Origin of the sequence: Aeromicrobium sp. PE09-221, assembly GCF_002174305.1 — a bacterium.
Taxonomy (GTDB): domain Bacteria; phylum Actinomycetota; class Actinomycetes; order Propionibacteriales; family Nocardioidaceae; genus Aeromicrobium.
Window position 1 is genome coordinate 1 of sequence record NZ_MIJB01000013.1, and the last position, 12,583, is coordinate 12,583.

Sequence of the window (12,583 nt, forward strand, 5' to 3'; positions counted from 1 at the left end):
CCGTGGTCGGCTGGTGGGGATCTCGGCGACGTGGATGCCCGGCCGGTCCTCGTGGGCGACGATGTGATCGATGCCGAACTGGTGCCGCAGGTCTCGTCGAACGGAGCGTGGGCGCTGCCCCTTCCGCAGCTCGGCCTGCTCCTCCTGATCACGGGAGGAGCAGGCGGAGCGGTATGGCTCCGGCGCCGGCGCGAGAGCGCGGTCCAGCGGCGCATCGACGCGGCGGTGGCCGCTGCCGGCAGCTGACGCGGATCATGAGAAGGGGGCGCCCCACCGATCGGTGGGGCGCCCCCTTCTCGTCGGGATCAGACGGCGGTCACTTCCAGCGCTCCGAGGCGGGCACGAAGTCGAGTGTGCGACCCCCGGTGTAGATCTGCTTGGGACGGGCGATCTTCTGCTCCGGGTCGTCCACGAGCTCGATCCACTGGGCGAGCCAGCCGGCCGTGCGCGGGATCGCGAACAGCACGGTGAACATCTCCGGCGGGAACTGCAGCGCCTCGTAGATGAGACCCGAGTAGAAGTCGACATTCGGGTAGAGCTTGCGAGAGACGAAGTAGTCGTCCTCCAGCGCGATCTTCTCCAGCTCCTGGGCGACCTCGAGCAGCGGGTTGACGCCGGTGACCTCGAAGACCTCGTCGCAGGCCTTCTTGATGATCTTGGCGCGCGGATCGTAGTTCTTGTAGACGCGGTGGCCGAAGCCCATCAGTCGTTCGTCGCCGTTCTTGACGCCTTCGATGAAGGCGGGCACGTTCTCCTTGGAGCCGATGCGCTTGAGCATGCGCAGCACGGCCTCGTTGGCGCCACCGTGCAGCGGGCCGAAGAGAGCCGCGATGCCCGCGCTGACCGCCGAGTAGGGGTCCACCTGGGTCGAGCCGACCGAGCGCACGGCATTGGCCGAGGCGTTCTGCTCGTGGTCGGCGTGCAGGATGAACAGGACCTCGAGGGCCTTGGTGAGCCGCGGGTCCGGTTCGTACTTGGGCTCGCTCATCCGGAACAGCATCGACAGGAAGTTCTCGGCATACGAGAGATCGTTGTCAGGGTAGACATAGGGCTTGCCCTGCGCGTGGCGGAAGGACCAGGCCCCGAGGGTCGGCATCTTGGCGATCAGCCGCACGATCTGCTCGTGGCGGATCTGCTGGTCGGTGATATTGCGCGCCTCGGGGTAGAAGGTCGAGAGTGCACCGACACTCGACAGCAGCATGCCCATCGGGTGGGCGTCATAGCGGAAGCCCCGCATGACGGTCTTGATGTCCTCGTGCACGAAGGTGTGGAAGGTGATCTCGTGCTCCCACTTCTCGTACTGCTCCCGGGTGGGGAGCTCGCCGTAGATGAGGAGATAGGCGACCTCGAGGAAGTTCGATGACTCGGCCAGCTGCTCGATCGGGTAGCCCCGGTACTCGAGGATGCCCTTGTCGCCGTCGATGAAGGTCACGGCACTGCGCGTAGAGGCCGTGTTGGTGAATCCGGGGTCGTAGACGGCCAGGCCTGCCTCGTCCTCGGTCTTTCCGATCTTGCCTACGTCGCTCGCGCGGATGGCGCCGTCGGTGATGTCGAGTTCGTACTCGTCGCCAGTGCGGTTGTCGCGTACGGTCAGCGTCTGCTTCTGGGTCACGTTGGGTCTCCTGTGACGTAAGACGGTTGTGCGGTCTCATGGTGGGACAGCACCTCTAACGTAGTGGTCGTGCTCACACGGCGCGATCCTGGGTCCGCGACAGGTACCCCGTTTTGACCCTCTTGGGGTCGAACGGCTAGGCTTGGACGTCGTGGTGCCTGCGGCATCAGCCGTGCCGCGCCCACACCGATTCCAGCAACACCGACAAGCGAGAAGGTCACGCCGTGCGCACGTACAGCCCGAAGCCCGCTGACATCGACCGTCAGTGGCATGTCATCGATGCAGAGGACGTCGTTCTCGGTCGTCTCGCCGTCCAGGCGGCGACGCTGCTGCGCGGCAAGCACAAGCCGACCTACGCTCCGCATGTCGACGGCGGCGATTTCGTCATCATCGTCAACGCGGACAAGGTGGCGCTGTCGGGCAAGAAGCGTTCGGACAAGAACGTGTACCGCCACAGCGGCTACCCCGGTGGCCTGAAGCAGATCGCGTACGGCGACCTTCTCGAGAAGGATGCCCGCAAGGCGATCGAGAAGTCGGTCCGCGGCATGCTGCCCAAGAACCGTCTGGGCCGTCAGCTCATCACCAAGCTGAAGGTCTACGCCGGTCCGGAGCACCCGCACGCCGCCCAGAAGCCCCAGTCCTTCGAGATCGCGCAGATCTCCCAGTAAGCGAGAAGAGCAGGTTCACCGTGGCTGAGACCACCACCGAAGACGCCCAGTACACCGCCAACGCCGAGGGTGTCGCCTACACCTCGGAGACCTCCCCGAGTGTCGGCTCGACGGACAAGCCGTCCATCATCGCGCCCGCCAGCGCCACCGGCCGCCGCAAGGAGGCCGTCGCTCGGGTGCGCATCATCCCCGGCACCGGCACCTGGACGGTCAACGGCAAGCCGCTCGAGGAGTACCTGCCCAATAAGCTGCACCAGCAGATCGCCAAGGAGGCCCTCGCGGCCACCGGCCTGCAGGAGTCCTTCGACGTCATCGCGCGTGTCGACGGCGGCGGCATGACCGGTCAGGCCGGCGCGCTGCGTCTCGGTGTGGCCCGTGCGCTCAATGCGGTCGACCTCGAGGCCAACCGTCCCACGCTCAAGAAGGCCGGACTCCTCACGCGCGATGCGCGCATCAAGGAGCGCAAGAAGGCCGGTCTCAAGAAGGCCCGCAAGGCGCCGCAGTACAGCAAGCGCTGATCCGCCGGTGGGCCGTATCTTCGGTACGGACGGAGTTCGGGGTCTGGCCAATTGGGACCTGACTGCCGAGCTCGCCGTGGATCTGTCGGTCGCTGCCGCCCACGTGCTGGGCGAGGCGGGGGCCTTCGCCGATCAGCGTCCCACCGCCGTCGTCGCCCGCGACCCGCGTGCCTCCGGGGAGTTCCTGGAGGCCGCGGTGGTCGCGGGTCTGGCATCTGCTGGGGTCGACGTGCATCGGCTCGGCGTCGTCCCGACTCCCGGCACGGCGTACCTGACCTCCCTGCTCGAGGCCGACATGGGCGTCATGATCTCGGCCTCGCACAATCCGATGCCCGACAACGGCATCAAGTTCCTCGCCCGAGGCGGCCACAAGCTGGCCGATGAGATCGAAGCGGCGATCGAGAGGCGTCTCCAGGAGCCGTGGGAACGCCCGACCGGGGCGTCCGTCGGACGCGTCGGCGACAGCCGGGCGGGCCTCGGCGCCTACGTCAAGCATCTCGCTGCCTCGGTCCCGGAGCGGCTCGACGGCATGAGGATCGTCCTGGACTGCGCCAACGGCGCGGCATATGAGGTCGGCCCGGAGACCTTCGCGGCCCTGGGCGCCGAGGTCGTGACCATCCATGCCGAGCCCGATGGCCTCAACATCAACGAGCACTGCGGTTCCACACATCCGGAGGATCTGCGGCGCGCGGTCGTGGAGCACGGGGCCGATGTCGGCTTCGCCTTCGACGGAGATGCGGACCGCTGTCTGGCCGTCGATGCCGAAGGGCAGCTGGTCGACGGTGACCAGATTCTCGCGGTGCTCGCCCTGCGACTGCAGCGAGAGGGCCGGCTCGTCGACGACACCGTCGTGGCGACCGTCATGAGCAACCTGGGTCTCTCGCTCGCCCTCGAAGAGGCCGGTCTCACGCTCGTGCGCACCGCCGTCGGCGACCGCTATGTGCTGGAGGCGATGCGTGCGGGTGGTTTCACGCTCGGGGGTGAGCAGTCCGGCCACGTCATCATGAGCGACCACGCCACGACGGGCGATGGCGTTCTCACCGCCGTCCACCTCGCCGCCGAGATGGTGGCGACGGGCCGACGATTGAGCGATCTCGCCACGGTGGTGAGGCGGCTGCCGCAGGTGCTGCTGAATGTCTCGGGCGTCGACAAGGATCGTGCCGGCACCGATCCGGTGCTCCAGGGCGAGGTCGCCGCCGCCGATGCCAAGCTCGGTGAGACCGGTCGCGTGCTCCTGCGTCCCTCGGGGACGGAGCCGGTGGTGCGCGTCATGGTCGAGGCCCCGACCGAGGACGAGGCGACTGAGGTGGCCGACCGCCTCGCCAATATCGTCCGCGCCCAGCTCCCCCTCTGACCCTCCGGGTCCGACTTTTGCCGGTTTAAGGCCCTTCTGCGTCCGAGAAAAGGGCCACACGCCGGCAAAAGTTGCACGACCGGAGGCTAGAGCTTGCGGAGGCGCACCCACTTGACGGTGTGATCCGACCCCTTGCGCAGCACGAGATCCGCGCGGCCACGGGTGCTGGCCACGTTCTCGCGCAGGTTGGGCCAGTTGATGGTGTCCCACAGTTCCTCGGCGCGGGCCACGGCCTGCTCATCGGTGAACGAGCTGTAGCGGTGGAAGTACGATGCCGGGTCCGCGAAGGCGGTCTCCCGCAATCGCAGGAAACGCTCGATGTACCACCGGCGGATGTCACGGCTGGAGGCATCGACATAGATCCCGAAGTCGAAGAAGTCGCTGATCGCGAGTCCCGGGCTGCCGTCCCCGCGCGCCCGGGCGGGTGCCAGCACGTTCAGCCCCTCGACGATGACGATATCGGGACGATCGATCTCCACCCGCTCGTCGGTGCGGTCATAGGTGAGGTGCGAGTAGACGGGAGCCTCCACATGCTCCACGCCACTCTTGACGCCCATGATGAAGCGCAACAGCGCCTTGCGGTCATAGGACTCCGGGAAGCCCTTGCGGTCGAGGATCCCGCGCCGCTCCAGCTCGGCATTGGGCAGCAGGAAGCCATCGGTGGTCACCAGATCGACGCGGGGATGCTCGTCGCGTTGCGCGAGCAGTTCGCGCAGCAGGCGAGCCGTCGTCGACTTGCCCACAGCGACCGAGCCGGCCAGACCGATGACGAAGGGCACTTTGGTCGCCTGCGGATTGCCGAGGAAGCGCTCGGTGGCGCGGTACAACGCGCCGGCCATGCGGACCCGGAGGCTGATGAGCTGCGTGAGGGGGAGGTAGACCTGCACGACCTCGTCGAGATCGAGTTCCTCGCCGAGACCACGCACGCTGGCGATCTGCGCCTCGGTGAGGGGGACAGGGGAGTCGTCGGCGAGTTCGGCCCAGGCGGACCGTTCCAGTTCGACGAACGGTGTCAGCTCACGTGACATGGGGACCATTGTTGCGATGCCGTGATTCCGTCCGTCACTCGGTACCCTGGAAGCTATGTGCGGAATCGTTGGATACGTGGGCTCGCGCCCGGCGGTCGATGTCATCATGGGCGGCCTTCGGCGCCTGGAATACCGGGGTTATGATTCCGGCGGTGTCGCCCTGGTGACGGCCAACGGCATAGCCAGCGCCAAGAAGGCGGGCAAGCTCGTCAATCTGGACGGTGTGCTGCAGGAGAACCCGCTCCCCGCTTCCACCACGGGTGTCGGCCACACCCGCTGGGCCACCCACGGCGCACCGAATGACATCAACGCACATCCCCACCTCGACGCCTCCGAGCGCATCGCGGTGGTCCACAACGGCATCATCGAGAACTTCGCCGTTCTCCGCGACGAGCTGGAGGATGCCGGCTACGACTTCGTCTCCGAGACCGACAGCGAGACCGTCGCCCACCTGCTGCACCGCGAGCTGCAGAACAGGCCGGACGTCACCGAGGCCTTCCGCGCGGTCTGCCGTCGTCTCGAAGGCGCCTTCACGCTCGTCGTCGTCGATGCCCAGACCCCTGGCCGGGTGCTCGGCGCCCGCCGCAACTCGCCGCTGGTGGTCGGTCGCGGCGAGGGTGAGAACTTCCTCGGCTCGGACGTCGCCGCGTTCATCGAGTACACCCACACCGCGATCGAGCTCGGCCAGGACCAGGTCGTCGAGATCACCGCCGATGCGGTCGTCGTGACCGATTTCGACGGTCAGCCGGTCTCCACCAAGGAGTACACGGTCGACTGGGACGTGTCGGCCGCGGAGAAGGGCGGCTACGACTGGTTCATGCTCAAGGAGATCCACGAGCAGCCCCAGGCCATCGCCGACACCCTCCTCGGCCGGATCGGCACCGACGGACGCCTGCAACTCGACGAGATGCGGCTGTCCGATGGCGAGCTGCGCGAGGTCGACAAGATCATCGTCATCGCCTGTGGCACCTCCTACTACGCCGGCATGGTGGCCAAGTACGCCATCGAGCACTGGACCCGCATCCCCTGCGAGGTCGAGCTGGCCTCGGAGTTCCGCTACCGCGACCCGATCCTCGATCACACCACCCTCGTGGTCTCCATCAGTCAGTCCGGGGAGACGATGGACACCCTGATGGCGATCCGCTACGCCCGCGAGCAACGCGCCCGGGTCCTCTCGATCTGCAATACCAACGGCTCGACGATCCCGCGCGAGTCCGATGCCGTCATCTACACCCACGCCGGCCCGGAGATCGCCGTCGCCTCCACCAAAGGTTTCCTCTCCCAGGTGGTGGCCTGTTATCTGCTGGCCCTGTACTTCGCCCAGGTCAAGGGCGCGAAATACGGCGACGAGATCCAGCTCATCCTGGACGAGCTCGCGCGCATCCCGCAGGCCGTGCAGCAGGTGCTCGACAATGCCGACCAGATCCACAAGCTCGCCGACCGGCTGTCGTCCAATCGGTCCATCATGTTCCTCGGCCGCCACGTCGGCTATCCGGTCGCCTTGGAAGGTGCGCTCAAGCTCAAGGAGCTCGCCTATGTGCACGCCGAGGGCTTCGCCGCCGGGGAGCTGAAGCACGGCCCGATCGCGGTGATCGAGGACGGTGTCCCGGTGTTCGTGGTCGTGCCGCCCCGGGCCCGCGACCAGCTCCAGGAGAAGATCGTCTCCAATATCCAGGAGGTCCGCGCTCGCGGTGCTCGCACGATCGCCCTCGTGGAGGAGGGGGACGACACCGTCGTGCCTTATTCCGACGATGTCATCCGCCTGCCGCGCGTGCCCACGCTGTTGCAACCCCTCGTGGCCACGGTCCCGCTCCAGCTGTTCGCCTGTGAGCTGGCGACGCAGCTCGGTCACGATGTCGATCAGCCGCGCAACCTGGCCAAGTCCGTCACCGTCGAGTGAATGGCTGTGTCACCCAAGTCCTGGCCTACGGAGCGCCACCCCGCGGGCGCCCCACTGCGTTGCAGGCGCCTGAGAGGTGTCTCCCCCAAGCACTCCGCTGCGCGAAGGGGGGTACCTCCCGCCAGCGCCAGCGAGTGGGGGAAGGGGAGGCACCCCCAATCTGTCTGCGCTCCTGCGCGGGGGCACCTCCCTCGACGGAGCTCTGCGGAGTCCTTGGGGGATTGCGAGCCATCCCGCGGATACGACGCTCGCGATGACCAGGATGGGGAGACACAGCGATCATGCTGAGTGCGTACCGGGTCGAGCAGATCCGCGCCGCTGAGGAGTCCGCCGCCCAGATCCACGGGTGGGAGGGGCTCATGCAGGCCGCTGCCCGCGTCCTCGCCGACGAGGTGGCGCTGCGGGTGCCCTCGGATGCCACCGTGCTCGTGCTGGCCGGCCCCGGCAACAACGGGGGTGATGCGCTCTTCGCCGCCGCCCGCCTGGTCAAGCGCGGCCACCAGGTCGATATCGCCCTGCTCGACGCTGCGAAGACCCATGGGGCCGGACTCACCGCGGCACGTGAGGCCGGAGCGAGCTTCGTCGAGGCACCCGCGGAGCAGCGCTACGTCGTGGACGGACTGTTCGGCATCGGGGCCAGGCCCGGGCTTGAGGGCCGGGCCGCACAGTGGGCCGGCTGGGCGCGCGACAACCGCCCCTATGTCATCGCGGTGGACGCCCCCTCGGGCATCGGCGTGGACGACGGCATCATGCCAGGGCTCGCCATCGACGCGGATGTCACGGTGACCTTCGGCGCCGCCAAGCCCGGCCTGCTGATCGGCCCCGGGGGAGTAGCGGCCGGAGAGATCGTGGTCCGCGGCATCGGCATCGCTGAGCATCTCTCGGATCCCGCCTGCGAGGCGCTCGAACTCGCCGACGGTCGCCGCTTCGCCCGACTGGTGCCCGGTCCGGAGGCGCATAAGTACAGCCGCGGGGTGGTGGGCATCGAGGCCGGCTCCCCGGAGTACGCCGGTGCCGCGCATCTGTGCGTTGCGGGTGCGCAGGCCGGGACCGCCGGGATGGTGCGCTTCGTCGGCCGGCGAGAACTCTGCGACCGGGTCGTCGACCGAGCACCCGAGGTCGTCGCGGGACGCGGCCGCGTGCAGGCATGGGTGGTCGGTCCCGGCGGGATCGATGACCCCGACCCGGTACGCAGGGCACTCGACGACGATGTACCCGTCCTCCTCGATGCCGCGGCACTGACGCACCTGCCTCCCCGGCTACGACCCGATGTGCTGCTCACGCCGCATGCTGGAGAGCTCGCGCGGATGCTCGAGGTGGAGCGCGACGAGGTCGAGGCCGATCCGTGGAGCCACGCGCGGGAGGCCGCGCGCCGGTGGGACGCCACGGTGCTGGTGAAGGGTGCCCGCACTCTGGTGGTCTCGCCGGACGGGCGCACCCTGGTGAACCTCTCCGGCACGCCCTGGCTCGCGACGGCCGGTGCCGGCGATATCCTCGCCGGCCTCGCCGGATCACTGCTCGCCTCTGGGCTCGATGCCCTCTCGGCGGGTGCCGTCGCTGCCCTCCTGCACGGCGCGGCAGGCGAGCGCGCGGCGCTCGCCGGTCCCTTCCCCGCGCACCGGATCGCCGAGTTGTTGCCGAGTGTGCTGGGTGACTTCCTCCTCCCGGCGGCGCGATGAGCGGAGCGATGCGCGGGCCCGCGCCGGCCGCGGAACTGGTGGTCGACCTCGATACCTACCGCGAGAACCTGGGTGTCCTGCGCGAGCTGGCGCCGGCATCGCAGCAGATGGCGGTCGTCAAGGCGAACGGCTACGGCCATGGCATGGTGCCGATCGCCCGAGCGGCGCGCGATGCGGGTGCGGACTGGCTCGGCGTCGCGCGACCCGAGGAGGCCCTCGCGCTGCGCTCTGCCGGTGACGGTGGACCGGTGCTGTGCTGGCTGGAGACGCCCGGGGCGCCCTTCGCCGAACTCGTGGACGCCGGGATCGAGGTCACCGCATCGTCGGCCGATCAGCTCGAGGAGATCCTCGCCATGGCGCCGTCGCGGCCTCGCGTGCAGCTCAAGGTGGACACCGGTCTCTCCCGCAACGGTGCGAGATTCGGGGCCGACTGGTCCTCCCTCGTGCGTGCGGCCGCACGGGCACAGGCGGGCGGACGCGTGGAGATCACCGGCATCTGGTCGCATTTCGCGTGCGCCGATGAGCCGGACAATCCCGCCTCGGCCGAACAGGAAGCGGTCTTCACTGCCGCGGTCGACGAACTGCGCGGAGCGGGGGTCGAGCCGGGATTGCGGCACCTGTCGAACTCCGCCGGCATCCTCACCCGCCCCTCCGCCCATCTCGATCTCGTGCGGGTGGGAATCGCCGCCTACGGCATCGACCCGGACCCGGCCGTGCGCTTCTCCGGTATCCGCCCGGTACTCACGGCGCGAGCCCGGCTCGCGCAGGTCAAGGAGGTCGAGGCGGGTGCTCGCGTCTCCTATGGATACCGCTGGACCGCCGACCGTCCCACCCGTCTCGGGCTCGTCCCCGTCGGCTACGGGGACGGTCTTCATCGCACGGCGTCCAGTAGGGCGGAGATGGGGTACGGGGGCCGGCGGGTGCCGGTGCGTGGAACGATCTGTATGGACCAGTGCGTGATCGATCTCGGCGAACTGCCTGCCCGCCGGGGTGATCGCGTGACACTGTTCGGACCCGGTGATGACGGCGAGCCCTCCGCGGAGGACTGGGCACTCGCCGCAGGCACGATCGGTTACGAGATCGTGACCCGGTTGATGGGCCGTTGGACCCGGACCTACCGAGGAGGGCGATGAGGAAATACGTGACACGAGCCGCGGCGACGGCAGGGGCCTTCGCCATCGCCGGGGTCGCGGCGACGGTCTTCAAGAACATGTCGGCCCAGCGCCGGCTCGAGCGGCGGGGCGATGAGACCCCCTTCGGCTCGGTGCATGGAGAATCGCACTATCTCGCCGCACATGACGACGTTCCGCTGCATGTCGAGGTCGACGCCGGTCCGGAGCCGACCATCGTATTCCTCCATGGCTGGATGTGCGATCTGGACACCTGGCACTATCAGCGGCTCGCCCTGCGCGGCCTGGCCCGGATGGTGTTCTGCGACCTGAGGTCACATGGCCGGTCCGGGGTGACCTCGGCCTCGAACTCCTCCCTCGATGATCTCGCCGATGATCTGCTGACGGTGCTCGAGAGTCTTGCCGCGGACTCCCGGGTGGTGCTCGTGGGCCACTCGATGGGCGGAATGGCGATCATGCGTTTCGCCGCGCGGCACCGCGATGTCTTCGATGAGCGCGTCGTGGGGGTCGTCCTCATCGGGACGAGCGGGGGCAAGCTCATGCGCAAGAGTCCCGCCCTGCGTTACATCGTGACACTGATGCGGGCCACGACGCCGGTGCTCGACTGGGGACGGGAGTTCAACAGCTTCTCGATCATCAAGCGCTGGGCGCTCGGACCCCATGCTTCCGAGACCGCGGCCGATATCTCCAATGAGATGATCCTGCGCGCCCCGTCGCGGGTCATCGTGAACTTCTATGCCAACTTCCTGGACCTGGACCTCGGCGAGGGATTCGAGGCGCTGGCGCGGGTCCCCACTGTGGTGGTCGGCGGAACCAAGGATGTGCTCACCCCCTTCTCCCACAGCCGATGGCTCGCCCGGCACATCGACGGGGCGGAGCTCGTGACGATCGAGGACGCGGGCCACATGATGATGTTCGAGGATCCCGCCACGGTGACCGAGGCGATCGAGACCGTCCTCAAGGAGGCCTCATGAGCGAGCGGGTGGCTCTGGACCTCGTGGAGGCCGGGTCCGAGCATGCCGAGGTCATCGTGGACGTCATCCATCGTTCCTTCGCCGCTCGGCCAGCCCTCGATCCGCCGACGACGGCCTTCGACGAGACCGCGGAGACCGTCGCTGCGACGCTGCGGGACTACGGGGGACTGCTCGCGCTGCGACGGGACCGGCCGATGGGCGCGATCCTGTTCGACGAGTCCCGCGAGGGACTATTGGGTCTGCGGCGCGTCAGCGTCCATCCGCAGGGCCGCGATCGCGGGGTGGCCTCCGCGATGGTGGGCGTGGCGGAGGACATCGCCGAGGAGCGCGGCAAGGACGGTATCTGGCTCGACGTGCGCGAGGAGCTGCCGGACACGGTCCGCTTCTGGACGCGCAAGCTGTACGTGCCGGTCGGGCAGACCGGACCGATGATCCACCTGGGGAAGACGCTGTGGCTCTCGCGGGAGGTCCCCGATACGACCTCGATGCATGAGCTGGCTGCCGATGTCGCCCGCCTGCTGCGCCCGGGCGATCTGCTGGTGCTCAGCGGTGACCTCGGGGCCGGCAAGACCACGTTCACCCAGGGGCTCGGTGAGGCACTGGGGGTGCGCGGCCCGATCACCTCGCCTACCTTCGTCATCGCGCGCACGCACCCCTCGCTGGTCGATGGTCCGCCGCTGGTGCACGTGGATGCCTACCGATTGGGCGATGCCGCCGAGATCGACGACCTCGACCTGGATGCCTCGACCGAGGAGTCGGTCACGGTCGTGGAGTGGGGTGAGGGCAGGGCCGAGCAGCTGGCGGACAGCTGGCTCTCGGTGCGCATCGAGGCGCGCGCGGTCGATGACACGGATCCGGTGGGCACGGGCTCCGGGGTGGAGTCTCCGGACATGCGGGTGGTCACGATCCGCCCTCGCGGACCCCGCTGGATCGACGTTCCCCTGCGCTCCACCCTCCTGCGCTGACCGCGGGCGGTGAGTAGGCGTCCGTTCCTGGTCGCCGCCGGCGTGGCAGCGTCCGATGCGGACCGTGGAACGGACGCTGTCTCCGCCCCGCGACTGGGGCTCTGCGGGCCGGGCCACGTAGGCTGGGGTCGTGCTGCTCCTCGCCCTCGACACGGCCACACCCGCCATCACCGCGGCGGTGCACGATGGGTCGCGCGTGCTCGGCGAGGCCACGGCACATGGCGCGATGGCGCATGGCGAGCTGCTGGCATCGCAGATCCGCGCGGCCCTCGAGCAGGCGGGTGTGGGTGCCGGGGAGCTGACCGATGTGGCGGTCGGCGTGGGCCCAGGTCCCTACACCGGTCTGCGGGTCGGCGTCGTCACGGCACTGACGCTCGCCCAGACCCTCGATCTGATCCCCCACGGGGTGTGCACCCTCGACATCCTCGCGGCCGACACCGACCAGGCCGACGTGATCGTGGCGACCGACGCGCGCCGCAAGGAGGTCTACTGGGCGCGTTACGCCGGCGGCGTACGGGTGGACGGGCCCGCGGTCGACAAGCCGGCCACCGTCGCCGAACTCGGGCTCCCGGTCATCGGCCGTGGTGCGGAGATCTATGCCGATGTCCTGATGCGGGCGCCCGGGCCGCTCGATCCATCGGCGGCGGCGCTGGCTCGCCTCGTGGTCGCCGAACGAGCCGCGGAGCTTCCCCTGGAACCCCTGTACCTGCGGCGTCCGGATGCGACGGTGCCGGTCGCTGCCACGCGGACATGAG

Annotated in this window: 12 protein-coding genes; 10 read left to right on the top strand and 2 right to left on the bottom strand. The window is 68.7% G+C overall.

Annotation, left to right across the window (positions count from 1 at the left end; all coding sequences use genetic code 11):
* On the top strand, window positions 1-246 hold a 246-nt coding region (locus BHE97_RS20095), incomplete at its 5' end, for a hypothetical protein (RefSeq protein WP_201791349.1).
* 70 nt (window positions 247-316) lie between these two features.
* Here the strand turns inward: BHE97_RS20095 and BHE97_RS07345 are convergent.
* Entirely contained in the window at window positions 317-1,612 is a 1,296-nt protein-coding gene (locus tag BHE97_RS07345; protein WP_087623393.1) for a citrate synthase, read from the bottom strand.
* A gap of 224 nt (window positions 1,613-1,836) precedes the next feature.
* On the opposite strand from BHE97_RS07345, the gene rplM reads away from it, so the two are divergent.
* Genes rplM through glmM form a run of 3 tightly spaced genes read left to right on the top strand, consistent with a single transcriptional unit; the run spans window position 1,837 to window position 4,152 of the window.
* Entirely contained in the window at window positions 1,837-2,280 is a 444-nt protein-coding gene (rplM, locus tag BHE97_RS07350) for a 50S ribosomal protein L13 (RefSeq protein ID WP_087623394.1), read from the top strand.
* A gap of 20 nt (window positions 2,281-2,300) precedes the next feature.
* Entirely contained in the window at window positions 2,301-2,798 is a 498-nt protein-coding gene (gene rpsI / locus BHE97_RS07355; RefSeq protein WP_087623395.1) for a 30S ribosomal protein S9, read from the top strand.
* 7 nt (window positions 2,799-2,805) lie between these two features.
* Complete coding sequence (glmM, locus tag BHE97_RS07360; RefSeq protein ID WP_087623396.1) at window positions 2,806-4,152, top strand: phosphoglucosamine mutase; 1,347 nt, start codon at window positions 2,806-2,808, stop codon at window positions 4,150-4,152.
* Window positions 4,153-4,238: 86 nt separating this feature from the next.
* On the opposite strand, the gene coaA is transcribed toward glmM, so the two are convergent.
* Window positions 4,239-5,189 carry a type I pantothenate kinase gene (gene coaA / locus BHE97_RS07365; RefSeq protein WP_087623397.1) on the bottom strand — a complete coding sequence of 317 codons (951 nt, stop codon included), beginning with the start codon at window positions 5,187-5,189 and terminating at the stop codon, window positions 4,239-4,241.
* A gap of 46 nt (window positions 5,190-5,235) precedes the next feature.
* Here coaA and glmS point away from each other — a divergent pair, with 46 nt between their 5' ends.
* From glmS to tsaB, 6 genes are all read left to right on the top strand, one after another.
* The gene (gene glmS / locus BHE97_RS07370; protein WP_087623398.1) at window positions 5,236-7,080 is read left to right on the top strand and encodes a glutamine--fructose-6-phosphate transaminase (isomerizing); all 1,845 of its coding nucleotides are present in this window, start codon (window positions 5,236-5,238) and stop codon (window positions 7,078-7,080) included.
* Between the two features lie 281 nt (window positions 7,081-7,361).
* Window positions 7,362-8,759 (top strand): NAD(P)H-hydrate epimerase, encoded by a 1,398-nt coding sequence (locus BHE97_RS07375; protein ID WP_087623399.1) that lies wholly within the window; start codon window positions 7,362-7,364, stop codon window positions 8,757-8,759.
* 8 nt (window positions 8,760-8,767) lie between these two features.
* Window positions 8,768-9,892, top strand: coding sequence for an alanine racemase (gene alr / locus BHE97_RS07380; protein WP_087623400.1), 1,125 nt, complete (start codon window positions 8,768-8,770; stop codon window positions 9,890-9,892).
* Window positions 9,889-10,863 (top strand): alpha/beta hydrolase, encoded by a 975-nt coding sequence (locus BHE97_RS07385; protein ID WP_087623401.1) that lies wholly within the window; start codon window positions 9,889-9,891, stop codon window positions 10,861-10,863. The genes alr and BHE97_RS07385 overlap by 4 nt, the downstream gene beginning before the upstream one ends.
* On the top strand, window positions 10,860-11,828 hold the full coding sequence (gene tsaE / locus BHE97_RS07390; protein WP_087623402.1) for a tRNA (adenosine(37)-N6)-threonylcarbamoyltransferase complex ATPase subunit type 1 TsaE: 969 nt from the start codon (window positions 10,860-10,862) through the stop codon (window positions 11,826-11,828). The genes BHE97_RS07385 and tsaE overlap by 4 nt, the downstream gene beginning before the upstream one ends.
* Before the next feature lie 130 nt (window positions 11,829-11,958).
* On the top strand, window positions 11,959-12,582 hold the full coding sequence (tsaB, locus tag BHE97_RS07395) for a tRNA (adenosine(37)-N6)-threonylcarbamoyltransferase complex dimerization subunit type 1 TsaB (RefSeq protein ID WP_170931319.1): 624 nt from the start codon (window positions 11,959-11,961) through the stop codon (window positions 12,580-12,582).
* Window position 12,583 lies beyond the last annotated feature (1 nt).

Coding starts and splice junctions, on each gene's coding strand:
- glmS (WP_087623398.1), top strand. CDS start 5,236: ATGTGCGGAATCGTTGGATACGTGGGCTCGCGCCCGGCGGTCGATGTC.
- coaA (WP_087623397.1), bottom strand. CDS start 5,189: ATGGTCCCCATGTCACGTGAGCTGACACCGTTCGTCGAACTGGAACGG.
- alr (WP_087623400.1), top strand. CDS start 8,768: ATGCGCGGGCCCGCGCCGGCCGCGGAACTGGTGGTCGACCTCGATACC.
- BHE97_RS07375 (WP_087623399.1), top strand. CDS start 7,362: ATGCTGAGTGCGTACCGGGTCGAGCAGATCCGCGCCGCTGAGGAGTCC.
- tsaE (WP_087623402.1), top strand. CDS start 10,860: ATGAGCGAGCGGGTGGCTCTGGACCTCGTGGAGGCCGGGTCCGAGCAT.
- BHE97_RS07385 (WP_087623401.1), top strand. CDS start 9,889: ATGAGGAAATACGTGACACGAGCCGCGGCGACGGCAGGGGCCTTCGCC.